We start from the raw sequence: 22,601 nt of genomic DNA on the forward strand, positions 1-22,601 counted from the left end.
TGATGCCTGGCGAACAGCTGACCACAATCACCAGCTGACCAGGGTCACGACGCCAGCCAGGTAAAAGACAAGCACGGCGACACTCTCGAAACCGATATTGGCAATCCCACGGCGCTCGCGCCGGACCAGGCCCAGCAGCAGGAAGGCTGTGAGCAGGATGGTGAGGCTGATGATGAACAGCGGCTGATCGCTGACCGCGTGGTAGATTGAGCCGTCGCGATAGGCCAGGTCGGCAAACACCAGAAACAGCACGTCGAAGGTATTGCCGCCAATGATGCCGCCAACAGCGAGCGTCAGTGCGCCTTGACGCACCGCAGCCACTGCTGTCACCAGTTCCGGCAGCGAGGTCGCCACCGCCGTAAACAGGCTACCAACCACGGTCTGCGAGAGTCCTGTGTGACGCACCAGCCCGATACCAGAGGCGCCGACAGCCCAACCGGCCACGCCGATAATTGCGACCAGGACCAGAAACCATCGCCATGCCCGCCACGCCTCCCGCACGCCGGCCTGGGCTTCCTGGGGCGCATCCTCGCGCGTCTGTGCGGTCACTACCGGCTGCCACCCCGGCGCCGCGTTGGTGGCCGAGGCGAGCCTGAGCCCGAAGAGATAGATGACGAGGATTAGCACGGATGCGGGATGAACGCCCCACAGGGAAACGGCGGGTCCGGTCGCCGCCAGCAGGGGAAGTGCGAGCAAAGCGCACAGCAAGGCACCGTTGATCAGATTCGCCACCGAGGCCGCCGCATGCTCAAGATTCGCCGGCCGGTAGACCTTGTCGGCGATGACCAAGAAGGCCGTTTGCGCCGCGATGCCACCCACCGCGTTGCCCACCGCCAGGTCGGCACGACCGGCAAGGGCGGTGGTGATGGTTGCCACACTGCCGGGCAGCGAGGTCGCCGCGCCCAAGAGCACGGCGCCAAAGACCGCTTCGCCAAGGCCGGTGATATCAGCAAGTCGATCAGCGATGCGGGTGAGCCGCGTGCCAAGTAGCGCGATGACCAAGGTGCCGCCGCAGAACATCAGCAGCGTCAATGGCAGCGAAAACTGTTCTGGGTTCATGTCAATGGAATACGACGGAAGTAGTCACCCGGCCAGCGCCGCGCCGGGCAATGCCAACACCAGGTCCGGAATCGCGCATTGGTGCAACAATCGCTTGTCCGAGAACCGCATGGTCATATCCTTATGATGCTGGTGAAACAGTTGAGGTTTTTCGGGTGTCGTCGCCTTCACCGGCATCCCAACTCAGAGAGGCCGCAAGCCCGAAGTGGTCCGATGGAAACAGCGCCAGCTGATCCGCGTCGATCGGCCGGGTTCCGATGAGTCGGATCGACTCCGGCGCCCAGCCCGGACGCGAGGCGCGCAACAGAACGCGATCGAAGCGAACCTGTTTTTCCTTGTTCTTGTGCAGCAGGCGCATGCGGTTGACGTCTGTGTTCTCGGTATAGCCCGGGTCATCGCCTCGCAGCTCGGCCCACAGGTCGCGGAAGTGGGCCTCGACGCGCGACTGTTCGCGCCGTTGCAAAGGATCAAAGTTGAAATCCCCCATCAGCACGGCATGTTGAGCGTCGTGCAGACGGGGTAGCACGGTATCGAGTTGTTGCAGGCGCACCGGTGTCGCGCCTCCCGAGCTCTCGAGGTGCAGGTTGCCGATGCGCAGCGCCCGCTCGCCCGATCCGATCTCGGCGATCAGCAGCTTCCTCGCCTTCGCGCTGGGCAAGGGGTATAGGCCAAATCCGCGCACCGGCAGTCGCGACAGGGTCAGCACCCCGTGCGGCTGCAGCGTCTCACCAGCAACGTCGGAAACGCCGAACTCATCACGGACCCAATCCGCCCTCAGGATCCTCTCGAGGTGTCGCGGCATAACCTCTTGCAAGGTGATCACGTCCGCACGGCAGTCCCGAATGATGTCGAGCAGGGCGGCGAGGCGCTCGCGCCAGCGGAACTCCCCGAACCAGATGTTGAAGGTCACCAAGGTCAGGCGATCCGGGATCGCTGCTTGCTCATCCCGCTCCGGTTGCCAGGTGCCGCGGGCAGGATTGAAGCGGTAAGGCGCCAGGGTCTGAAACCGCGGCTCGGCCGGGTCCGCATCGGGCACGCCGGCAAGGCGCTTTATGATGCGCCTCCAGATCATGCGGGGGCCGCCGGCTCGCTCTGAGGCCGGTCGGGGTCAGGCCAGTCGAGATGGAAAAAGCGCCCGCGCGCCTGATCAACCCGCTCATAGGTGTGGGCACCGAAATAATCGCGCTGGGCCTGGAGCAGATTCTGCGGCAGGCGCGCGCAGCGGTAGCTGTCGTAATAGGCCAGCGAGGCGCTAAAGGTCGGCACCGGCACGCCGTGCTGAGCGGCCAAGGCGACCACCTTGCGCCAGTTGGATTGGGCGCGATCGATCGCGTCTTTGAAGTAGGGATCCAATAGCAGATTGGGCAGATCGGGGTCGCGCCGATAGGCCTCGGTGATCTTCTGCAGGAAGACCGCACGAATGATGCAGCCCCCGCGCCAGATCTGCGCGATCTCGCCAAAGTCGAGCGACCAGCCATACTCGGCCTGGGCCGCGCGCATCAGTTGGAAGCCCTGGGCGTAGGAGCAGATCTTAGCGCAGTAGAGTGCGTCCTGGATCGCCTCCAGCAAGGCGTTGCGATCATCCTCTGACACCTCGCTGAGCGGATGGCCAACTGGACCGGCGAGCCTCTCGGCGGCGGCGGTGCGCTCGTCCTTGAAAGCGCTGATGCAGCGAGCGAACACCGCCTCGGCAATGGTGGGTGCCGCTACGCCCAGATCCAGCGCATTGATGCTGGTCCACTTGCCGGTACCCTTCTGGCCGGCCGCGTCGAGCACGATATTGACCAAGGGCGCGCCTGTAACGGGGTCGGTTTGCTGGAGGATATCGGCGGTGATCTCCACGAGGTAGGAGTCGAGCACGCCTTTGTTCCAACGGGCGAAGGTCTCGCCGATCGCAGCCGGACGCATGCCAAGGAGGCGCTGCATCAGGTCATAAGCCTCGCAGATCATCTGCATGTCGCCATATTCGATGCCGTTGTGCACCATTTTGACGTAATGGCCGGCACCGTCTGGTCCGATGTAAGCGGCACAGGGCTCGCCCCCTGCGACCGGCTTGCCGGGTTGAGCGCCGAGCAGCGGCTTGCCGGTGTCGGGATCGACCTTGGCGGCGATCGCTCTCCAGATCGGCGCAATCTCGCGCCAGGCATCTTCCCGTCCGCCCGGCATCAGCGAGGGACCGAAACGCGCGCCCTCCTCGCCTCCGGAAACCCCGCTGCCGATGAAACGCAGATCGCGCTCGGCGAGCTGCTGCTCGCGTGCGATGGTATCGGTCCATTTGGAATTGCCGCCGTCGATGAGAATGTCGCCGTCCTCAAGCAATGGCGCGAGTTGGTCGATCACGGCATCGGTGCCGCTCCCCGCCTTGACCATCAGAATGATCTTGCGCGGCCGTGCGAGGGATTGCACCAGTGCCTCAAGCGTTGCGCAGCCGACCAGCCCTCCCGGGGTGTCCGGATGGGTGTCAACAAACGCCTGCATCTTCTCGGTGGTGCGGTTGTAGACCGAGACGCGAAAGCCATGATCGGCAATATTCAGGGCCAGATTCTGGCCCATGACGGCCAGGCCTACGAGGCCGATCGCGGAGGGTTGAGCGTTGACTGTCATCATGCGTTTGCCTGGAGGCTCTGCCTCGGTTGTTGATCCCTGAACGAACGCGCTTTCACACGGGGCCACGCCAATGCGAGCGCAGCACTTGAATCACACTCATGGCCTCACCCCTGTTTGGTTGGTGTCGGATGGGCTTCAGCGCCTGATCCCAGGCGCTCGAGCGCCTGCAGCACGGCGGCGAGCTGCTCGCTGGCCTGGCAGGGATCATCGGCCGCCAGGTCACTGGTCATGGATTCTTCATCCGCCACCAATTTTTCGCGCAGGTCGAGCTCCCATTGATGCAGATGGGTGATCTTGTCCTCCCGGCTCAAATCCTCGCGCGCCAACAGCACATCGGGATTCGGGCAGGGCATCGCATTTGTATCGCTTTGGGTGGCGTGCATCGCCGTCATAGGTCCTCCGTTGCGTTTTGGTTGAATCGACTTTCCGACACTCCGCCTTCGCTGCACTAGCCATCGCCCAGCAGACAATAGAGCCGGGCGTGGATACCGTCGCAGCGATTGGCCAGAGCCAGGCCATTGACGATGGACAGCCCCTGGCCGAGGGATCCTGTCAGAGCGGGCACCCAGGGGTTGCGCGGGTAAGAATGCCCTTCGATCGTGCTGTCGAGTTGGCGCAAGCTCTCGCGGGATTCGTCGAGGGCGCCGCTCTAACAGGTGGCCTGCAAGGATCAAAGGCAAAGGACATGCCAGCAAAAGCGCAAGCGGCAGAACAGTGCGATCAGGCGCAGCCAACACCCCGCTGAGGCAGCCCGTTGGGCTTCAACCACCGGGGCATCTCAACCGTCGCCGGGGGAAAAGCCCCGTCTGCTCCCTGCGGCGTGAACCGCCGAAGAAAGCCGCCGTGCCAGCGCCGCGCCGGTTTGCGTGACTCTGCGGTGCCTTCGCGGGGCAGTCCCGAGTCTCGGCATGGGGTTTGCTTAGTTCCCAGAAATCGTTGACTGCATCGCGCGCAGTCGTACATTCATCTGCTCTCGATGATCGCGCGACGGCGCCATGAACCACTCATTTCGATCGATTCATTTCATCTTTCAGGAGAAATCCTATGCGCGCACTCACCATCAGCGCCGACCAATTCGAAGATACCGAGCTCACCGCCCCGGTCTCCGCACTGCGGCTGGGAGGCGTTGAGGTGGATGTCGCCTGTCCTGGCGGCGGCACCATCACCGGCAAGGAGGGAACCGCCATCGCCAGCGATTTCGATATCACCGAGGTTGACCCGAACGACTACGCACTCCTACTGCTGCCCGGTGGACGAGCCCCGGCGGCCTTGCGTAAGGATCCGACAGTGCTCGATCTCGCTCGCCACTGGATGGATGCGGACAAACCCGTCGCCGCGATCTGTCACGGACCGCAGATCCTGATCTCGGCCGAACGTGTGCACAAACGTGAGATGACCTGCTATCCCGCCGTCGCCGACGAACTCCAGGCCGCCGGCGCGCATTATCGCGACGAGCCGGTGGTCACCGACGGCAAGCTCGTCACCTCGCGCGAGCCCGGCGATCTGCCGATGTTCATCACCCAAATGCTGCGCGTCCTGGATGTCCCCTCGACCGCCGCTTAGCGCCCGGGCAGCCACTCCGCCCATTCATTCCCCGGTCTCGTTTGCGACGCGATGGGGAGGATCAGCGCACCGCGTTCCCTAACCCGGAACGATCCCAAGACCCAAACAATCCCACGAACGGAGCATCACCATGACCCATCAACTTCCTGATCTACCCTACCCCACCGATGCCCTGGCGCCGCACATCTCGGCCGAAACCCTATCGCTGCACCACGGCAAGCATCATGCGACCTATGTCAACAAGCTCAATGGACTGATCGACGGCACCGAATGGGCTGATCGACCGCTGCACGAGATTGCGGCCACGGCCTCAGGCGGCATTTTCAACAACGGCGCCCAGGCGTGGAATCATGCCTTTTACTGGCAATGCCTGAGTCCAAACGGCGGCGGCGAGCCCGAAGGAGAACTGGCCGGCGCCATCACGCGCGACTTCGGCGATATCGGGAGTTTGCGCGAACAGTTCTCCAATGCCCTGACCACCCTGTTCGGCTCCGGCTGGGTCTGGCTCGCGCGCGATGCCGATGGCCGGCTGCACATTCAAGCCACCAGCAATGCCGGTAATCCGCTAACCGAGGGCCACCAGCCGATCCTGACCTGCGACATGTGGGAACACGCCTACTACGTCGATTACCGCAACGAGAAGGCGCGCTACGTCGAGGCATTCTGGAACCTGGTGAACTGGGAATTCGCTGCCAAGAACATGGGCGCCGACGAGCCTTTCAGTCCGTGATGCCCGCACGGTCGCCGGCGCCAGGCGCGATACTGATGGCGCCGGTGCCAGGCACTGAGATGGCGTTTGGAGTGGTGAATTGACACCAGCACCGGGGCATAAGCCCCAATCACCCCGGCGTTGCGCTTCCGCCTGCGCGCCGGCCTGCGCACCGAGCCGCCAACTCGTCATCTGGCGCGATCCCTGCATCCGCCGTTCCATCGGTCTTACTACAGGAGCGCGAATACGGTGTTCAGCGATCATTCCTTGCTTGGGCGTCGGCTTTTGTCGGCAGTCTTACTGACTCTGTTGGTACTGACTCTGTTGGCCTTCTCGCCAGCGGATATCTTTCAACTGGGCCCAAGCGGGGCGCGGGCCAGCCAGACCTCCGCTGACGAGTCCACTGACGGTGCCTTGGGCAAGCAGGCATCGCAGGGGCGCCCGCCGGCCCCAGTCGAGGTCGTCCCGGTCGAGCGCGCCCGGGTCGAAAGTCGCCTAGACGCGACTGGCACCCTGCGCGCACCGGAGGAGCTGATGCTCAAATCGCGCGGACGCGGCCGGGTCGCCGAGTTGCGCTTCCGCGAGGGCAAGCCGGTTTCAGCCGGCGACACCTTGCTGCGTCTGGAGCGTGATCGCGCCGAGGCGGCGGTGCGGGAAGCGGCCGCGACCCTGAGCCAGGCCGAGAACGCCCAGGCGCGGTTGCAGGAACTCAGCGGGCGCGACTTCGTCTCCACCCAGGAACAGGAGCAAGCTGCCGCGACCACCGCACAGGCGCTGGCGGCCTTACAGCTGGCGCGCGAGGATCTGCGCGACCGCACGCTGATCGCACCCTTCGACGGGGTGATGGGCGAGCGCCTGGTCAGCCCCGGGGAATTGCTTGAGCCAAGCACCCCGATCGCGCGCTTGCAGCAGCTTGATCCGCTCGACCTCGCGCTCGACCTGCCCGGCACCGTGTTGGGCCAAGTCGCCCATGGCGCCGAGGTGCGCGCGACCACGCCGGCCTTTCCTGACGAGACCTTCCGTGGCGCCGTGCGTTTCATCACCCCGCGCGTCGACCCAGATACCGGCACCCTCAGGCTCGAGGCGCGCTTTCCAAACCCAGAGCGCCGGCTGAAACCCGGGTTGTTCATGCGCGCACGCCTGATCACCGGGCGCCGAGACCTGTTGCGGGTGCCTGAGCAAGCCGTGGTCGCCGAGGGGCCAAGCGAGCATCTGTTCGTCCTCCAAGCCGGCGCGGGCGAATCGACCCGCGTCGCGCGTCGCACGGTCGCAACGGGTCTGCGCCGTGACGGCTGGGTGGAGATTCGCGACGGAGTCAATGAGGGTGAACGGGCGGTCGTCGCCGGTGTGCAAAGCCTGCGCGACGGGCGCGCGGTGCGCGTCGCCAAACCCGATGCGCCCATGCCGGCGGGAGCGGACCAATGAAACTCACCACCCTCGCCGTCACCCGTCCGGTGGTGGCCAGCGTGCTGTCGCTGCTGATTCTGTTGATCGGCACGGCGGCGGTGTTGAATCTGCCGGTGCGCGAATATCCGGATGTCGATGATCCCACGGTGACCGTCACTGTGCGCTACCCCGGGGCCTCGGCGGCGGTGGTGGAGCGCGAGGTCGGCGAGCCGATCGAGGAAGCGGTCAGCGGCATCGACGGCGTGCGCCAGCTTCGCGCCAATGCGCGTGACGGGCGCGCGCGCATCGAGGTGGAGTTCGCGCTCGATCGCGACCTGGATCTGGCCGCCGCCGATGTGCGCGAGCGGGTCAGCTCGGTGCGCAACAGCCTGCCGGATCAGGCCGAGGCGCCGCGCATCGCCCAGCGCTCGCTGAGCGCCCAGGTGGTGATGTGGCTGGTGCTGACCAGCGACAGCCTCGATCGGCTCCAGCTCTCGGATCTGGCCGAGCGCCACCTGGTCGACAGCCTTTCGACCGTTCCGGGCGTGGCGCGGGTGTTGTTCGGCGGGGAGCGCCGCTATGCGCTGCGCGTGCATTTGGATGTCAGCAAGCTGAACGCCCATGAGGTCACGGTGCTGGATGTCGAGCGCGCCCTGCGCGCGCGCAATCTGGAGCTGCCCGCCGGGCGGTTGATCTCCGAGGGACGGGAGATGACCCTGCGCACCCTGACCGAGCTGAAACGCCCCGAGGCCTTTCGCGATTTGATCCTGGCCGAGCGCGACGGCGCCGAGATCCGCCTCGGCGAGGTCGCCGAAATTGAGTACGGCCCCGAGACCGAGCGCACCGCCGTGCGCCTGAACGGCGAGCCGGGCATCGGGCTGGGCATTGTGCGCCAGTCGGGAGCCAACCTGGTGGCCGTTTCCCATGGCGTGCGCGCCAAGCTGGAAACGCTCAAGAACCGGCTCCCCGACGCGGTGGCGCTCGACATTCCCTATGATGCCGCGACCTTCGTCGAGGCATCCATCCGCCAGATTCTCTCGACCCTGCTGCTGACCATTGCGTTGGTCATCGCGGTGGTCTTTCTGACACTCGGCTCGTGGCGTGCGACCCTGGTGCCGGCAGTAACCCTGCCCGCCTCAGTGGTCGGTGCCTTCATCCTGCTGTGGGCGCTGGGCTTTTCCATCAATGTGCTGAGTCTGCTGGCGCTGATTCTGGCCATCGGCCTGCTGGTGGATGATGCCATTGTGGTCGGCGAGAATGTGTTTCGCTTCTCCGAGCAGGGCAAACCGCGGCTGCTGGCGGCCGATCTGGGCGCCGGCGAGGTGGCCTTCGCGGTCATCGCCACCACCACGGTGCTGCTGGCGGTGATCGCCCCGCTCGGCTTTCTCGGTGGCGATGCCGGGCGGCTGTTCGGGGAATTCGCGGCCGGACTGGGCGGCGCACTGGCGCTGTCCTCGCTGGTGGCCCTGACCGCTGGGGTCAGCGTAGCGGCGCGGCTAATCGATGCCGAGCGCATCGCCGCCAGCGGGTTGCGCATGCGGGTCGGCGGAGTAATCGAGCGGCTCGGCGGCGGCTATCAACGGATGCTGGGTGTCACGCTCAAGGCACGTTGGCTGGTGCTGGCCGTGGCTCTGGCACTAATCGCCGCGCTGGTTGGACTCTATCGCGAGCTGCCGCGAGAATTGTCGCCGCGCGAGGACCGCGGCACCATCTTTATCCCGGTCAGCGCGCCCGAGGGCACCACGCTGGATGGCATGCTGGAGGTGCTGCGCGAGATCGAGGGGCTGGTGCAACCGCTGCTCGGTCCCGATGGTCCCGGGCGCCATGTGATCTCCCTGGTCGCCCCGCGCAGCGCGGGTCAGGGACCGGTGAATTCCGGCATTGTCATCCTCAAGCTCAAGGACTGGAGCGAACGCGCGCTGAGCCAATTCGCGGTCACCGAGCAACTGCTGCCTAAGCTGGCGAGCGTGGCCGGCGCCCAGGCCTTCGCGATCAATCCACCCAGTCTGGGCGGCGGCAGTTTCGAGCAGCCGATTCAAATGGCGCTGACCGGCGCCGACCTCGATGAGGTCCATGCACTGGCCCAGCAGGTGCTGGCCGAAGCGCGGAAAATGCCCGAGATTGCCCAGGCGCGGCTGGATTATCAGCCGACCAATCCGCAACTGCGCATTCGCGTCGACCGTGACCGCGCGGCGGCGCTCGGGGTGTCGCTCGTCGACATCGGGCGCAGCCTGCAAATTCTGATCGGCGGTGAGGACATCACCGACTTTGCCATCGATGCCGAGACCTATGAGGTGATGGTGCGCGCGCGCGACGCCGACCGCGCGGTGCCGAACGACCTGGATCGGGTTGAGGTGCGCGCCGACGACGGCACCCTGGTGCGGCTGTCCGGGTTGATCGACACCGAGCTGGTCGGCCGTGCCGCCGAGCGACTGCGCATCGACCGGCGCGCGGCGGTGACCCTGAAGGCCTCGCTGGCGGGCGGCGCGGCCCTCGGCGATGTGCTCGATGAACTGCAAGCCCGGGCCAAGCCGCTGCTGCCGGCGGATGTGGAAATTCGCTGGCTGTCGGTCAGTCAGGACTATCAGCGCTCGGGCCGAACCTTCCTGCTCGCGTTCGCGCTGGCGCTGGGGATCGTCTACCTGGTGCTGGCGGCGCAGTTCGAGAGCTTCGTACAACCGCTGGTGTTGCTGGCCGGAGTGCCCCTGGCGCTGCTCGGCGCCCTGGTCGCGCTCTGGCTCGGCGGCGGCTCGATTAACCTCTATGCGCAGATCGGCTTCATTCTGGTGATCGGACTGATGGCGAAGAATGCCATCCTGCTGGTGGAGTTCGTCAATCAGCTGCGCGACCGCGGTGAATCCTTGGAACAGGCGCTGATGCAAGCCGCGCGGGTGCGCTTTCGGCCGATTTTAATGACCTCAGTGGCCACCCTGTTCGGCGCCCTGCCCTTGGCGCTGGCGGTGGGTCCGGGCGCCGAGAGCCGGCGCATCATTGGGCTGACCATTCTCGGCGGCATCCTGGCCGCGACACTGCTGACGCTCTTTCTGGTGCCGGTGCTCTATCGGCTGCTGGTTCGGCACAGCCGCCCGCGTGAGGCGCTGGCGCGGGAGCTGGCAGCACAGCGGCAGGCGGCGGAGGCGGACTGAATGGACATTGCCGTGATCGCGCCGGCGCTGCTGCTGACCTTTCTGGCCGGGCTGGCGACAGCAATCGGCATTGTCATTGCCTTCTTCGCGCCGCCAACCAACCTGCGGTTCCTGTCGGTGGCGCTGGGCTTTTCCGCCGGCGTGATGATCTATGTGTCCTTCGTGGAGCTCTTTCCCTCCGCCAGCACGGCGCTCGAAGGCCTGGTCAGTTCCGCGCACAGCATTGCCGTCGCCGCCCTCTTTGCCGGCATGCTGGTGGCCGCCGCCCTGGATCGTCTGGTGCCGCTCGGCTACAACCCGCACGAGATGCGCGTGCCCGACGCCAGCCCGACCCAGGCAGGCAAGGCCGACCAGTTGATGCGCGTTGGCCTGCTGAGCGCACTCAGCATCACGCTGCACAACCTACCCGAGGGGCTGGCCACCTTCCTGACCTCGCTTGAGGATCTGCATCTTGGCCTGCCGGTGGCGATCGCGGTGGGCATTCACAATATCCCCGAAGGCATCGCCATCTCGGTGCCGGTCTATTACGCGACCGCAAGCCGCGCGCAAGCCTTCGGGTGGTCTGCGCTCTCGGGATTGTCAGAACCGCTCGGCGCCTTGCTCGGCCTGCTGGTAGTCGCCACTGTCTGGTCGGATATCCTGCTTGGCTTGTCGTTGGCCGCAGTCGCCGGGATCATGATTTTCATCGCCTTCGATGTGCTGCTGCCGGCGGCCGAGACCTACGGCGAGCACCATCTGGCCGTCTACGCCCTGGTCGCCGGCATGGCTGTGATGGCGCTCAGTCTGCTGTTGCTATAGACAAAGAGCCGCCAACACGAAAGCTCGCCGATACCGACAGCCGAGCTTCCCGTGAAAGCTCCTCGGCTACTGCCGACCGGGTTGTTGTTGCTGTGTCTGCTCGGCGAGCCGATCGCTGCGGCTGACTCGGTCGGCCTAGCGCCGCCCGATCGCCGCGTTGCCCTTGGCGACTATCGCGATGGCGAGACGCCGCCGCGCGCGTGACCAGGCCGCCGCTGGGCAGCTGTTAGCGGCTGAACAAACCTGCGGATAAACGGGTTGGGTAGCCCAGTCAGGGTGTCGAAGTTGGCCTGGCGCCAGACCAGCTCCTCGGTTTTCTTGCGATCGGTGATATCGGAGAACACCGAGACGTATTGATTGAGCGCACCCTGGCTATCGTGAATGGCGTTGATGCTGAGCCATTTGGGGTACAGGGTACCGTCCTTGCGCCGATCCCAGATTTCGCCCTCCCAGTGTCAGGAACAATGCAAGGACGCCCACATGACGTCATAGAAGGTGCGATCATGACGCCCGGAGGCGAAGACCTTGGGGTCCTTTCCACGCACGTCTTCGACGGTGTAACCCGTGATCTGCACGGCGGCCGGGTTGATCGTAACGATGCGGTTGTCGGCATCCGTGACCACCACCGCCTGATCCATGGTGTCAAACACCTGGGCGGCCAACTCCAGGCGACTTTCCTGAATCACCCGCTCGCTGATATCTTCAACGAAGACAAATAATCGCCCTCCCTGCACGCGCGAGTAGCTGGTCACCACCTCCACCGACCACAGGCTGCCGTCCTTGCGACGATGTTTGCTGCGAAAGCGGTCGGAGCCATTGTGGATGATCCAGGCGATATGGCTGGCGGTTTCCCCCGGTTGCTCCGCAGCCTCGATAGCGGGGATACTCATCGTCAAAAACTCATCGCGACTGTAGCCGGACAGCTTCAGATAGGCCGCGTTGACTTCCAGGAAACGCCCGCCCATGTCCACCATCCAATACCCCAGAGTCGTGGTCTTGATGGCGGCCTCATAGGTCTCGACACCTTCGTGCAGCTGCGCCTCCAGCTGCTTGCGCTCGGTGATGTCGCGCACCACGCCGAAGAACATCAACTCGCCAGCGACTTGGAAGCAGCGGGAATTGAGTTCGACCGGCATGACCGAACCGTCCTTGCGATAGTGGGCGGTCTCAAAGGTGGCCTGCCCCTGTTGCTCGATCGCAGCCAACCGCTGCGGTACCTGAAGCGCGAATTGCGGAGAATCGAGCGCGGCGACCGACTGCCCAATGAGTTCGTCCTTGCGATAGCCCAGGCGGTGATGAAACACAGGATTGCAGTCGACAATCAGGCCCTGGCGATTCACCACCAGCACGCCATCGGTCATGGCTGAGCGTAATCACGATAATTGCGGGACCCATTTCCAAGCCATTTGAAGGACATGGAATGCGTGTGGGATCACGGGGGCCGTTACTGGCCGACAGCGGGAAGCCGGAATCGTGAACCACGCTCCCCCCCTGAGGGGGGAGAGACGCAGCGGGTTCAGTTGCCTCTAGCGCTCTGGCGAATGGCGCGAGCGAGGGTGTAGCGGGCATAGCGCTCGGCATCGGCTCCGCGACGCGGGGACGCGCGCTCGAGCAAGCGCTGGTAGACCGTGGTCGGTGCAAGGCCCGCCTCAAGAGCGCCGCAGACCCAGCCCCATTCGCGGGCGGATTCGGACGGATCCCCGGTGGATAAGCGCGCCCGTGGAGCGCAGTTGACGACTGGCGGCGGAGCCGGAGCCATCGTTGGCAAGGCCGGAGTTGGATCCCAGACGCGCTCCTGCGGGCTTGGTCGCCGAAGGACATTGACCCACTCCCCGCCACGCTTGGCATTCTTCATCCCGGCGAGCCGACCGAGGTGCTCACCGGAGACCGAGCCCGGATCGGCGCCAACGCGCGGGATCAGCCAACGCTGCACATCACAGCGCTGCGCCTCATCGAGCGCGCGGGTCAGCCGTAGCCACAGGTGGCAGCCCCCGAGCGTCGAAGTCTGCACCACCAGGGCCGCATAGTGCCGAGCGATGCGCTGCGCCATCGGCCGTGCGACATCATCGAGAAACACCATTGGCCAGGGATAGCCGCGGGCTGGACGGATATAAATATCGGCCTGTTGGACATTGCGCGCTCTGGCCAGCCCCAACGGAAGCTGATCCAAAGAGCGATCATGGAACCACAGCATCGTCGCCTTGGCGGTGCGCACCGCCAAATCGGCACGCACGATGCCAGCGTCGTGCCATGCCTCAAGCATCACGGCGGTGTGTCTTGCCGCTGTCATGGCCTGGTGCGGGCGCTCAGCGCTCAAGCGGCTCATCAGGCGCCCGCCCTGGCACTCGGGCGTTGGCGGGCGTTGCCCGCCGCTGAACCAAACACCTCAAGGTAGAGTTGTTCATCGAGCTGCGCGCGTTCGAGCCGAGCAGCCTGCGCCAGCAATTCTGCCGCCATGGTCGTGAGCACGCGATAATTGCCCAACGCATGCTCAGCGAGCGTCTTCATCAGCCCTGCGCTCATCAGACTCGCATTGCCGGCACTGTGTTGTAAATGCTCCAGGCAGGCGACCAGCGCCTCGCGACTGGCATACTCCATACTCAGGCGCGTACGGATACGACTGCCCAGCGGCAGCAACTCCTCACGGCGCAGCTTGGTCGCCAGGCGGCCATCGCCGGCCAGGATCACGCTCAACAACGTGCGCGAATCGAACTGCATGGAGGTCAGCAGACGCAGCTCATTGAGCACCGTCGGATGCATCTCCTGCGCCTCGTCGATGAGCAACACCGGGCGCAACAGCGTCGTCTCCAGATGCGCCAGCCAGCGCTCGCGCAGGATCTTGAAGCCACCCCAGCGGTTATGGGGCTTGAGGTCAACGGCGAACAGATCGCCCATCTCGCGGTAGAAGTCCGCCACCTTCGAGCTGGGATGCGTGAGCGCCCCAACGCTGATATCGGGCAGCTGGCGCAGACGCTCATCGAGCAGGCGCAGTACCGCACTCTTGCCGGTACCCGGATCACCTTGAATGAGCGCAAAACCGCCTTCGCGGATCAGGCTCTGCTCGATGCGCCAGCAAAACTGCTCCACCGGCGCGCTGCGATGCAGTGCCGCCGTCGGCAGCTCCGGGGAGAACGGATTGAACTTCAGTCCATAGAGGGCCAGCAGGGTCTTGTTCATCGACTGGATTCCAGGTCATCGTGTTTTGGCAGATAGGCCGGCGGCAGACCGGTGGCGGCATACTCGGCGAGCAAGTCGCGCAGCAACGGTGGCAGCGTCGTGGCGCGTTGTGATGGCGGTGGCGGTGCGCCGGCGGGCTCAAGGCGCCGACGCTGCCCGGAGGCATTGGCGGCTTTATCGAGGGGATAGAGGCGGCAGAGGATGGCGCCCGAGTGGGGATCAACCACGTCCACAGCACTCAGATCCCAGCGGGCATAAGCGATATGCAGTTGCTCAAGGTGACGCAAGCGCGCCGGCACCTCGAAGCGCTTGCCCGCCAGGCTGAGCGTCCCATCGCTGCGGCGCTGACGGCGTTGGACGCGACAACGAAAAGCGGCGCGGACCTGCTCGCTGTCCGGACAGGGGCGCCCCACGTTGGGCGCATCGAGAAGACGCGCAAGCGGCGTGGCGGCGGTCTCACTGTGGACCTTGCGGTGGTACTCCTGCTCCACCCACGCCTGAGTGAGGGTGTTGAGCCGCTGCAGGCTCAGCTCCTCCAGCCCCTTAAGCATCGCCATCAGGCGGCCTTCCAGCGTGGCCCAGAAGCGCTCCTGCTTGGCGTTCTGATACGGGCTGTACGGCAGGGTCGGCTCGTGGAGGATGCCCAGCGCATGCAATCCGGCGGTGAATTCCTCGGCCTGCATTGCCGCGCCGTTATCGCTCATCAGGGCGCGCGGCAGCCCGCGCTTGTGCAACGCCTGTCCCAGACCATGCACCAAGGTCTCGGTGGTCTCATCGAGGTACCACTGCAGATGGCAGATCAGGCGCGAGTGATCGTCGATGACCGCCAGCAGCAGGGGCTTGACCCAGACGCCACCCCGGGTGAGGACGTTGCGCGAGCCATGATGAAAGTCCAGATGCCACAAGGCATGGACATACTGGGCTTCATAGCTGCGCACCTCGCAGGCCTCCAGGCGCCGCGCGGCCTGCTCGGCCCCGGGTGTCTTGCGCGCCGGGACACGCCGGCGGTGCAGGCCCGCGCGCTTCATGAAGCGGCGCACGGTGGCATAGGAGGGCAGCGGCCCCAGGGTTTCATCGCCCGCGCACAAGGCGGCGAGGTTGTCGTAATGCAGCTGCACCGTCCAACCGGGGTAGTCGCGGTATTGCGCCTGTACGGCCTCCATCAGGCGCGGGCTCAGCGCGCGCTGCTCCCCGGCATCGCTGCGCCGGCGCGGGCGCAGTGCGGTCACCGGGTCTTGGGCATCGCGTGCGAGGTAATACCAGCGCTCCAAGGTCCCAAAGCTAAAACTGACCGCCCGCCCAGTCACCGGATGACGCCATGACTTGGCCGCCAGCGCCTTCAGCCGCGCGCCCAGCGCGTTCGCCGGCGCAGGATCAGCCAATAAAGGACCAATAATGGCAAAGCGCAACCGCGCCCAACCATCGGGATCACCGAGGCCGTTGTCATCGGACATTCGTCTTCACCTCCCAGTTGTTTCACACATCACCGGGAGTCTAGAAGGCGCCGCCCAGCGGCGCGATGAGGTCTTCTGCGGGTTGGCGTTGCCCTACAGCAAGCCTGTCGCTGTCGTGCTCGGGGCGATCAATATCAGCAGTTGCACGACGCGCTCGGACAACGCTTTTGCGCTCAATTTTTCCAGCAGGGATCCTGGCAGGTGCTCGGTGGCGATCGGCGGCATCAACAGACCAGCCAAGGATCGAAAGCAGCGGGTTTGCACAAACTGCTCACGCCACCAGTGCTGCCACCGCCGCAGGGTTTGGACGGTGACACCAAGCGTCTTGATCAAGCGCCGGCGACGCGATGCGCTCAGTCCGTCATGCAGGGCCGAAATCAGCACGACGATGACCCCGAGATAGACCTTGCGGCCCAGAAACCGAACGGAAGGCGGGGTGCTGCGCCGCCGGCACCCGTCCGCGGCACAGCAGAAACTCAGACGGCTCTGGTAGCTCTCATCCAAGACGCCACGCACAACACCTCGGGGCTTACGCGGATAACGGGCGCTGTGCAACGCACCACCGCAGTCACAGCCGCCCGCGCGGACTTCCTCGGCAATCGACTCGTCGATCCGGGTGAGCAGTTGGTAAAAGTTCGTGTCGGCAAGAAAGGCGTGACACACTGGGACTGTCTCCTGGTTTTTGGCGAAATTCGGAGACAGCCCTCTCGGACAACTTGCGTCAAGTTGTTTGAGGGGGTTTTTTGTTTTCCCTCACTGAATTTGCTCAGAATCGCGGCCGATTCCCGCAAATAGTCTGCTCAGGCTCATCATGGCATTGAACAAAATGGCATGGAGGTCGTGCGTTGAGTCCAGATTGAGAAGCGTTGTCGGAGTGAACAAGCAAGGGACTCCTTGGCTGACTGGAGTCACCGACGATCGACAGAAGCCATTCCAAGGGCAAGCAGCTGAGTGCCTCAAAAACCCTGCAAATCACCAGGGCTTAGGTTTACTGTTTGATCGACAGCCAAATTGAGTGGCAGCCGAAGGATCTTCCCGGCGTCTTTGCGCAAGCCTCACCGCTGCGAGATGTCTAGCACTCTTGCACCTGGTCACGAGCAGATGAAAGGCAGAAGTCAGGCCAGCCTGGAGAGACCTGCTGGCACCGGGCATCCGCAAGGTTCGAGGGCGCCCCCCCGGGGATGCTGGCGCCCAAGCGAGATCGGTTGTTCTGCCCCAATGCCCGGGGCATTTACACCAAGCCGAACGGCTGCCCCTTGACTGTCGAGAAGTTAGGCGAGCCGCCCATGCTTCATCTTCCGGCCTTTGATCCACTGCGCCATGAGGAATGCCGCGCGTCGGCCGGTGCGCAATCCATGCGGCGCGGCGATGTCGGAATCGAAAAAGAAACGGCATGGCGGTTGCTGAATCGGCATGGCGGTTGCTGAATCGGCATGGCGGTTGCTATAGGTTGCTCAGCACGCAGTCGCAACTGGCGACTGCACCGGCCTACTCTGGCCGACTCGCGCAATGTTCAACAGCCAATTTTCAACATCTTCCGGGAGTCCGAACGATGACCAAGCACAACCTTCACCATGACAAGACCAACGCCGTGCTCGCCACCGCCCTGCTCGCGGGGCTATCCCTGACCTCAACACTGCAGGCCGAAAGCCGGCTGCCGGAGACCGGCAAGCGCATTCCAGGCACGGACATCGCGCTGGAAGCGCGTCTGAGCACAGCCTACGCATTGAATGAATACCTCAATCCTTTCGACCTGCGCGTCGATGTGGAAAAAGGCCGCGTGACCTTGCGCGGCTCGGTGCCGAGCGATGTCCAGCGCTGGCTGGCTGAGCGCTTGGCGCAAAATTTTGGGCCCGCCGCAGGCGTCGACAGCCAACTCAAGGTGGAGCCGGTCATCGGCGACGCCACGCCGAGCGAACTCTATCGCCTCGTCGAGGACACCAATATCACCACACGTGTGCAGCTGCGACTGTTGTGGAATCAAACCACCGGGGATCAGCCGATTCGGGTCAGCACCTCGGATGGTCGCGTACAGTTGACCGGCAGCGCGAGCAGCGAGAAGGCACGCGCGAGTGCTGAGACTCTGGCGGCCATGACCACCGGGGTGCGCGCGGTGGAGAATGCCCTTGAGGTCAAGCCTGAAGCCGAGGCTTCGGCGTCAGACACCCAGGCGCACTTGACGCTCGACCGAACCGATGCCGGCATCGCCCAGCGCTTGCGCAACAGCCTGCACTTCGACACCCGCGTGCCAGCGCGCGACATTGACGCCGAGGTGCGCGACGGCGCCGCCATCCTCAAAGGTCAGGTCGAAAGCGAGGCCCAGCGCGCGCAGGCCGGCACCATCGCCAGCCGTCTGATTGGCGTCAACAGCGTGGATAATCGGCTGTTGGTGGAGACCCAGCGGGAGCAACAGGGCTAGATCAGGGCTTTTCATCGCCTATGCAAAGGTCCGGCGAGACCCTGCGGGTGCAGGCCGAAGAGGCCGATACCCGCTTCGCGCAGGTCGCTGGCTTGGACAACGCCAAGACCGATCTGCGCGAGATTGTCCACTATCTCGCCGAGCCAGAGCGCTTCAGCGTGCTCCTCGGCACTACCTTGCCTAAGGGGGTCATGCTGGTGTGGCCGCCCGGCACCGGCAAGACCTTGCTCGCGCGGGCGGTGGCTGGCGAGACGGGCGTGCCCTTCTTTAGCACCAGCGGCTCGGAGTTCGTGGAGATGTTCGTCGGTGTGGGCGCCTCGCGGGCGGGTGCGCGATCTACTCAAGGACGCCAAGGAGCAACGCCCGTGTGTAATCTTTATTTGAATTGAATCGCAGTGATTGACGCCCAGGAGAAACCGATGCCCTACGAAGACAAAACCGATCTGCCCGATACAGTGCGCGGCGCGAGGAGCTCGTCATTTACCAGGGTGTCCCGGAACAGGGACTGGAGGGGCTGCTGACGGCCCAGGGCCGCGCCAGCGCCAACTGCGGCGACTGGGTGCAGACTGCGGCGACTGGGTGCAGGTCGAGCAGGCCATTGATGATGTCCTGACCGCCGTGAATCGGCTCGACGCGAACGGCTTCGGTGGACCCTAAGCCCTGGCGCTTTCTCCGGTTCATGTGGAGGAATTCGATTCGCCGCCAGGGCGCGGGGGCTGTTCCGCGCGCCTCCCCGCGCGCCATAGGTCATGACAGCGCGCTGAGCAGAACGCCAGGGTGTAGTCAGCCCCTTCCGGGTGGAGCACTTCATCCGGGGGTATCTCGTGGCGGCAATGTGTGCAGGACAGCGTCTGCGGCCAGCGGGGCTGGTCGGGGCTGTGGTCGTCAGTCGGGATCATCATTTGTTCCTCTTCCCTCCTTTGCTTCATTGCCTCGCGCGTTCATCGGCAGGTCTTCGGCCTCCCATCCGGTCATGCCGCCCAGCACGTTGTAGACCTCCCGATGGCCGCGCGCCTTGAGCACGCTGGCCGCGACCGAGGAGCGAAAACCGCTGCCGCAGATGGCCGCGACCGGGCGGTCTTTGGGCAGTTCGCCGGCGCGGACGGTCAGTTCGGCACCGGTGAGGTGGTGGGCACCGGCGATATGACCGGCGCTCCATTCGCCCGGCTGGCGCACGTCGAGCACCAGCAGTTGCTTGTCCTGGGCTAACGCACGGGCCAGTTGGCGAACCGTCCACTGCGGTAGCACCTCAATGGATTTGCCGGCCGTGCGCCACGCCAACATCCCGCCGGCGAGCCAGCCGCGCGGCAGCGGGTAGCCGATGCGCAACAACTGCCAGCAAACCTCCCACAGATCCTCGGCGCGATCAAGCACCAACACGAGCTCGGACTCGGGTGCCAGGACGCTGCCCGCCCAGGTGGCAAAACTGTTACCGACCCCAACATTGATGGCCCTAGGAATGTGCGCCGAGAAGGCTTCGGGCGCGCGGCAATCGAGCACGGTGGCGCCCTGGGCGCGCGCCTGCTCGAACTCCTCGACGCCGAGCGGCGGCGGGTCGGCCAATACGCCGAGCAGCGGCGGCCCGGCGCTGTTGAGCTGACGCATCCGCGGCCAATAAGGTGGGACGGCGGGCAAGTCGGTGAGATCCATGCACTGATGCACGAAGTCGTCGGCGGACGACAGGTTACTCAGTAGTTGGTTCATGCGCCGCTCGTAGCCGATCGTAGTCGACAGTCGGCTGCCGATGTTGCCCCCGCACAGCGAGCCGGCCACATGGGTGGGGAATACCTCGACAAAATCAGGCAGCGGCAGGATTTTGTGCTGCAGGGTTTGGCAGAAGGCTTCGGCCCCACGGCGGGTTTCGTCTTCACCGCCGAGCAAATCGGGCCGCGCCAGATCCCCGACCAGCAAGGCGCCGCCGGAGAACAGCATGGCCGGTTCCTCGCCGCGCGAGCGGTCGGTGACCAGCAGACTGATATGCTCGGGCGTATGCCCTGGGGTGTGCATCAGCTCAAAGCGCACCTCGCCCATGTCGAGCCGCTCGCCGTCATCCATGGAACGCACCGGATAGCCGACCTCGGCACGGGCGCCGGCCAGCAGTTGCACCTCGCCGCGCTCGGGCAGCTCGCAAATGCCGCTCAGGTAGTCGTTGTGCTGATGGCTGTCGCAGGCATAGCGAATGCGCATGCCCTGCTCGCGTGCTGCGGCGAAATAGGTCTCAACGTCGCGGCGCACGTCGAGCACCAAGGCCTCACCGGTGTCCTCGGAACCCACCAGGTAGGAGGCATGGCCGAGACTGGGAAGATAGAACTGTTTGAAAAACATCGCAGGGCTCCCTGTGGTTGGACCAATTGCACCGGCAGCTGGGGCAAATACCCCAACTCGTTCGGTTGATCGCGTCAGCGGGCGACGCCAAAGCCCTCATCTTCGGTGTAGGGCGGAATCGGCAAACCAGCAATCTTCAGGCCCTGTAACACCGGCCCTTGAGGAAACAGGCGACGCAGATGCCGGCGCCCACCCTGCTCGGCGAATGCGGCGTCAAGGTGATCGGACAGATCCCGCCCGCTCGTGGGCATGCCCTGTTCGAGGTAATGGGCGCGCAAGATTTCAATCACCCGCCAATGGTCGTCGCTCATCGTGATCCCGAGCGACTCGGCGGTGCGCTGGCCGTCGGCGGGACTCCAGTGCGCAAGCTCGACCTCGCGGTCGGCGGGGCGCGGGCTTGAGGTATCCGGGTTGTCGATGACCTTATTCACATCTGTCATAGGTTGTCTCCTCAGTCTTTCTGGAACAATGGGTTGATCGACTTGCAAGAAGCAACCGCCGTGCCGTTCCCGGGACGCCCACCCGCGCAAGCTTGCGCTTGGGCGACCGGACAATCTTGGCATCTGAGTTGCAAAAACCGCTGAAGGAAACCGCTTCGTCCGTTTTTTCGTTGCCTTGTTCTCCGGCGGGCGCGCGTCCCGCACTCGCCGCTGATGCCTGCGCCGCTGATCCAACCGGGTCCGACCCCAAGGAGTTTCGCCGCTGCATGCCCCCTGCGTGCAGTTCCACCTCAGTGATATCCATTTCGGACTGGAGGGCCAGTGCGCATGATTGGCCCCGGCACCCTGTCGCGGCGGGTGCATTGAACCAGTGACGGTGGATATGCCCCGCCATCAGGGCGACGCGTGGCGTGGTTTGAGCCCTGACGGGTTCTGGCACGGCTTCTGCAGCGCTTTCCGCTATCTTTGGTCCATTCCGCATCGAGCGGTATTGCCTTCCATCCCACCGGGATGAGGTTCAAGGAAGGCTTTCAGGGCCTGTGGGGCTCGCCGCGCAACACACAAAATCGGGAGGTCGCTGATGAGTACCTATGTTCTCTCCACCGCTCACCTGCCTCAACGCAGGTTTCAGATTCACCACAAGCCCTGGCGCCAGCCCTTCCAATGGCTTGAGGACGGCTGGGCGGATCTCCGCGCCGCGCCGGTCATCAGCCTGGTCCATGGGCTGATCATCGGCTTGCTGGTGGCCGCACTCGGTCGTTGGTTGGGTGCGAGCGAGCCGTTTTATCTGGTGCCCTTCGCCTTTGGCGGATTCTTGATCATCGCGCCGGTGCTCGCGCTGAGTTTGTTGGCGCTGGCCAAACAACGCGAGGATGGCCCGGGCGAGGATGCCGCCAAACCACCACTGTCGGCGCTCGCGCTGCTCTCCCGCAATGCCTCGGCGCTTGGCCTCTTTGGCCTGTTTCTGCTGCTGGTGTTCATCAATTGGGTCATGCTGTCCAATCTGCTGTTCGGCGGTGTCTTTCATGAGCTGATGCCGACCTACGAACAGGTACGACCCTTGCCGGTGATGTTCGCCGAGAGTTGGCCTTTCGCGCTGGTCTTCGGCGGTTTGGCGCTGATCCTCGCGGCCTTGGTGTTTCGCGCCAGCGCCCTGGCGCTGCCGCTGATGGTGGACCACAAGATCGACCCGTTCAATGCCGCTTTCGCCAGTTGGCGGGCAGTGGGTGAGAACGCGGCCAGCATGGCCCTGTGGGCCTTGCTTCTGGCGCTGCTCACCGGCCTTGGTCTGCTGACGTTTGGCCTGGGATTCATTGTGCTCATGCCTTGGATGGCCAATGCATCCTGGCACGGGTACCGCGATATCATCAGGCTCCAGGCGGGCGAGGATGGGAACCAGCAGCGCGCTTCCGAGCCCAGTTAGCATGTCTGGCTTCTCTCCCTTGATGACGCGTGCCGGCAGGCTGCAAATGGAGCCGACTGCGAGCGGCTCTCACACAACAGCCTCGGCGGCTCGCT

Annotated in this window: 21 protein-coding genes and 2 pseudogenes; 9 read left to right on the forward strand and 14 right to left on the reverse strand. The window is 64.6% G+C overall.

All coding sequences use genetic code 11. From position 1 onward, the window contains the following. Nucleotides 1-27 precede the first annotated feature (27 nt). The 5 genes from Thiosp_RS15845 to Thiosp_RS15865 form a co-directional block, all read right to left on the reverse strand. Entirely contained in the window at nt 28-1,059 is a 1,032-nt protein-coding gene (locus Thiosp_RS15845) for a sodium:calcium antiporter (protein WP_201066752.1), read from the reverse strand. 121 nt (nt 1,060-1,180) lie between these two features. After that, nucleotides 1,181-1,969 (reverse strand): endonuclease/exonuclease/phosphatase family protein, encoded by a 789-nt coding sequence (locus Thiosp_RS15850; protein WP_323697124.1) that lies wholly within the window; start codon nt 1,967-1,969, stop codon nt 1,181-1,183. 158 nt (nt 1,970-2,127) lie between these two features. After that, nucleotides 2,128-3,666 carry an NADP-dependent phosphogluconate dehydrogenase gene (gene gndA, locus Thiosp_RS15855; RefSeq protein WP_242518564.1) on the reverse strand — a complete coding sequence of 513 codons (1,539 nt, stop codon included), beginning with the start codon at nt 3,664-3,666 and terminating at the stop codon, nt 2,128-2,130. A 104-nt stretch (nt 3,667-3,770) separates the two neighbouring features. Continuing rightward, nucleotides 3,771-4,058 (reverse strand): hypothetical protein, encoded by a 288-nt coding sequence (locus tag Thiosp_RS15860; RefSeq protein ID WP_242518562.1) that lies wholly within the window; start codon nt 4,056-4,058, stop codon nt 3,771-3,773. 56 nt (nt 4,059-4,114) lie between these two features. After that, on the reverse strand, nt 4,115-4,285 hold the full coding sequence (locus Thiosp_RS15865; protein ID WP_201066748.1) for a thiamine pyrophosphate-dependent enzyme: 171 nt from the start codon (nt 4,283-4,285) through the stop codon (nt 4,115-4,117). Between the two features lie 425 nt (nt 4,286-4,710). Here Thiosp_RS15865 and Thiosp_RS15870 point away from each other — a divergent pair, with 425 nt between their 5' ends. The 6 genes from Thiosp_RS15870 to Thiosp_RS15895 all read left to right on the forward strand — a co-directional run bounded on the left by Thiosp_RS15870 (nt 4,711) and on the right by Thiosp_RS15895 (nt 11,472). After that, nucleotides 4,711-5,229, forward strand: coding sequence for a DJ-1/PfpI/YhbO family deglycase/protease (locus tag Thiosp_RS15870; RefSeq protein ID WP_201066745.1), 519 nt, complete (start codon nt 4,711-4,713; stop codon nt 5,227-5,229). A 130-nt stretch (nt 5,230-5,359) separates the two neighbouring features. Beyond that, nucleotides 5,360-5,959: a superoxide dismutase gene (locus Thiosp_RS15875; protein WP_201066743.1), complete on the forward strand. Its 600-nt coding sequence runs from the start codon at nt 5,360-5,362 to the stop codon at nt 5,957-5,959. 228 nt (nt 5,960-6,187) lie between these two features. Further along, nucleotides 6,188-7,363, forward strand: a complete 1,176-nt coding sequence (locus tag Thiosp_RS15880) for an efflux RND transporter periplasmic adaptor subunit (RefSeq protein ID WP_201066741.1) — start codon at nt 6,188-6,190, stop codon at nt 7,361-7,363. Continuing rightward, nucleotides 7,360-10,470, forward strand: a complete 3,111-nt coding sequence (locus tag Thiosp_RS15885) for an efflux RND transporter permease subunit (protein WP_201066738.1) — start codon at nt 7,360-7,362, stop codon at nt 10,468-10,470. Before Thiosp_RS15880 ends, Thiosp_RS15885 begins: the two co-directional genes overlap by 4 nt. Beyond that, nucleotides 10,471-11,268: a zinc transporter ZupT gene (zupT, locus tag Thiosp_RS15890; RefSeq protein ID WP_201066736.1), complete on the forward strand. Its 798-nt coding sequence runs from the start codon at nt 10,471-10,473 to the stop codon at nt 11,266-11,268. Nucleotides 11,269-11,319: 51 nt separating this feature from the next. After that, on the forward strand, nt 11,320-11,472 hold the full coding sequence (locus Thiosp_RS15895) for a hypothetical protein (RefSeq protein WP_201066734.1): 153 nt from the start codon (nt 11,320-11,322) through the stop codon (nt 11,470-11,472). Here Thiosp_RS15895 and Thiosp_RS15900 read toward each other — a convergent pair. The 5 genes and pseudogenes from Thiosp_RS15900 to Thiosp_RS15920 all read right to left on the reverse strand — a co-directional run bounded on the left by Thiosp_RS15900 (nt 11,439) and on the right by Thiosp_RS15920 (nt 16,562). Beyond that, nucleotides 11,439-12,629 (reverse strand): annotated as a pseudogene (locus tag Thiosp_RS15900) (PAS domain S-box protein). The gene Thiosp_RS15895 and the pseudogene Thiosp_RS15900 overlap by 34 nt on opposite strands. A gap of 155 nt (nt 12,630-12,784) precedes the next feature. After that, the gene (locus Thiosp_RS15905; RefSeq protein WP_323696455.1) at nt 12,785-13,594 is read right to left on the reverse strand and encodes a DNA-primase RepB domain-containing protein; all 810 of its coding nucleotides are present in this window, start codon (nt 13,592-13,594) and stop codon (nt 12,785-12,787) included. Further along, nucleotides 13,594-14,445 carry an ExeA family protein gene (locus tag Thiosp_RS15910; RefSeq protein WP_323696456.1) on the reverse strand — a complete coding sequence of 284 codons (852 nt, stop codon included), beginning with the start codon at nt 14,443-14,445 and terminating at the stop codon, nt 13,594-13,596. The genes Thiosp_RS15905 and Thiosp_RS15910 overlap by 1 nt, the downstream gene beginning before the upstream one ends. Continuing rightward, on the reverse strand, nt 14,442-15,899 hold the full coding sequence (locus tag Thiosp_RS15915) for a DDE-type integrase/transposase/recombinase (RefSeq protein WP_323696457.1): 1,458 nt from the start codon (nt 15,897-15,899) through the stop codon (nt 14,442-14,444). The genes Thiosp_RS15910 and Thiosp_RS15915 overlap by 4 nt, the downstream gene beginning before the upstream one ends. A gap of 93 nt (nt 15,900-15,992) precedes the next feature. After that, a complete protein-coding gene (locus Thiosp_RS15920; protein WP_323696458.1) occupies nt 15,993-16,562 on the reverse strand; it encodes a hypothetical protein in 570 nt (189 codons plus the stop codon). 889 nt (nt 16,563-17,451) lie between these two features. Here Thiosp_RS15920 and Thiosp_RS15925 point away from each other — a divergent pair. Together Thiosp_RS15925 and Thiosp_RS15930 are read left to right on the forward strand one after the other, a co-directional pair. Beyond that, nucleotides 17,452-18,318, forward strand: a complete 867-nt coding sequence (locus Thiosp_RS15925; RefSeq protein WP_201065753.1) for a BON domain-containing protein — start codon at nt 17,452-17,454, stop codon at nt 18,316-18,318. Between the two features lie 74 nt (nt 18,319-18,392). Next, nucleotides 18,393-18,699 (forward strand): annotated as a pseudogene (locus tag Thiosp_RS15930) (AAA family ATPase); the annotation flags it as partial. A gap of 99 nt (nt 18,700-18,798) precedes the next feature. Here Thiosp_RS15930 and Thiosp_RS15935 read toward each other — a convergent pair. From Thiosp_RS15935 to Thiosp_RS15945, 4 genes are all read right to left on the reverse strand, one after another. Next, complete coding sequence (locus Thiosp_RS15935; protein ID WP_242518444.1) at nt 18,799-18,999, reverse strand: hypothetical protein; 201 nt, start codon at nt 18,997-18,999, stop codon at nt 18,799-18,801. After that, entirely contained in the window at nt 18,996-19,247 is a 252-nt protein-coding gene (locus Thiosp_RS24755) for a DUF3330 domain-containing protein (RefSeq protein WP_407702725.1), read from the reverse strand. The genes Thiosp_RS15935 and Thiosp_RS24755 overlap by 4 nt, the downstream gene beginning before the upstream one ends. Next, on the reverse strand, nt 19,204-20,643 hold the full coding sequence (locus Thiosp_RS15940; RefSeq protein WP_201065749.1) for an MBL fold metallo-hydrolase: 1,440 nt from the start codon (nt 20,641-20,643) through the stop codon (nt 19,204-19,206). Before Thiosp_RS15940 ends, Thiosp_RS24755 begins: the two co-directional genes overlap by 44 nt. A gap of 74 nt (nt 20,644-20,717) precedes the next feature. After that, the gene (locus Thiosp_RS15945) at nt 20,718-21,083 is read right to left on the reverse strand and encodes a TusE/DsrC/DsvC family sulfur relay protein (protein WP_201065747.1); all 366 of its coding nucleotides are present in this window, start codon (nt 21,081-21,083) and stop codon (nt 20,718-20,720) included. Between the two features lie 580 nt (nt 21,084-21,663). Between Thiosp_RS15945 and Thiosp_RS15950 the strand changes: the two genes are divergently transcribed. Continuing rightward, nucleotides 21,664-22,506 carry a DUF2189 domain-containing protein gene (locus Thiosp_RS15950; RefSeq protein WP_201065745.1) on the forward strand — a complete coding sequence of 281 codons (843 nt, stop codon included), beginning with the start codon at nt 21,664-21,666 and terminating at the stop codon, nt 22,504-22,506. Nucleotides 22,507-22,601: the final 95 nt, after the last annotated feature.

It is taken from the genome of Thiorhodovibrio litoralis (genome assembly GCF_033954455.1).
Taxonomy (GTDB): Bacteria; Pseudomonadota; Gammaproteobacteria; order Chromatiales; family Chromatiaceae; genus Thiorhodovibrio; species Thiorhodovibrio litoralis.

Coding starts and splice junctions, on each gene's coding strand:
- Thiosp_RS15870 (WP_201066745.1), top strand. CDS start 4,711: ATGCGCGCACTCACCATCAGCGCCGACCAATTCGAAGATACCGAGCTC.
- Thiosp_RS15935 (WP_242518444.1), bottom strand. CDS start 18,999: ATGAACCGGAGAAAGCGCCAGGGCTTAGGGTCCACCGAAGCCGTTCGC.
- Thiosp_RS15885 (WP_201066738.1), top strand. CDS start 7,360: ATGAAACTCACCACCCTCGCCGTCACCCGTCCGGTGGTGGCCAGCGTG.
- Thiosp_RS15950 (WP_201065745.1), top strand. CDS start 21,664: ATGAGTACCTATGTTCTCTCCACCGCTCACCTGCCTCAACGCAGGTTT.
- Thiosp_RS15910 (WP_323696456.1), bottom strand. CDS start 14,445: ATGAACAAGACCCTGCTGGCCCTCTATGGACTGAAGTTCAATCCGTTC.
- zupT (WP_201066736.1), top strand. CDS start 10,471: ATGGACATTGCCGTGATCGCGCCGGCGCTGCTGCTGACCTTTCTGGCC.
- Thiosp_RS15875 (WP_201066743.1), top strand. CDS start 5,360: ATGACCCATCAACTTCCTGATCTACCCTACCCCACCGATGCCCTGGCG.
- Thiosp_RS15845 (WP_201066752.1), bottom strand. CDS start 1,059: ATGAACCCAGAACAGTTTTCGCTGCCATTGACGCTGCTGATGTTCTGC.
- Thiosp_RS15925 (WP_201065753.1), top strand. CDS start 17,452: ATGACCAAGCACAACCTTCACCATGACAAGACCAACGCCGTGCTCGCC.
- Thiosp_RS15905 (WP_323696455.1), bottom strand. CDS start 13,594: ATGAGCCGCTTGAGCGCTGAGCGCCCGCACCAGGCCATGACAGCGGCA.
- Thiosp_RS15860 (WP_242518562.1), bottom strand. CDS start 4,058: ATGACGGCGATGCACGCCACCCAAAGCGATACAAATGCGATGCCCTGC.
- Thiosp_RS15940 (WP_201065749.1), bottom strand. CDS start 20,643: ATGTTTTTCAAACAGTTCTATCTTCCCAGTCTCGGCCATGCCTCCTAC.
- Thiosp_RS15945 (WP_201065747.1), bottom strand. CDS start 21,083: ATGACAGATGTGAATAAGGTCATCGACAACCCGGATACCTCAAGCCCG.
- Thiosp_RS15915 (WP_323696457.1), bottom strand. CDS start 15,899: ATGTCCGATGACAACGGCCTCGGTGATCCCGATGGTTGGGCGCGGTTG.
- gndA (WP_242518564.1), bottom strand. CDS start 3,666: ATGATGACAGTCAACGCTCAACCCTCCGCGATCGGCCTCGTAGGCCTG.
- Thiosp_RS24755 (WP_407702725.1), bottom strand. CDS start 19,247: ATGAAGCAAAGGAGGGAAGAGGAACAAATGATGATCCCGACTGACGAC.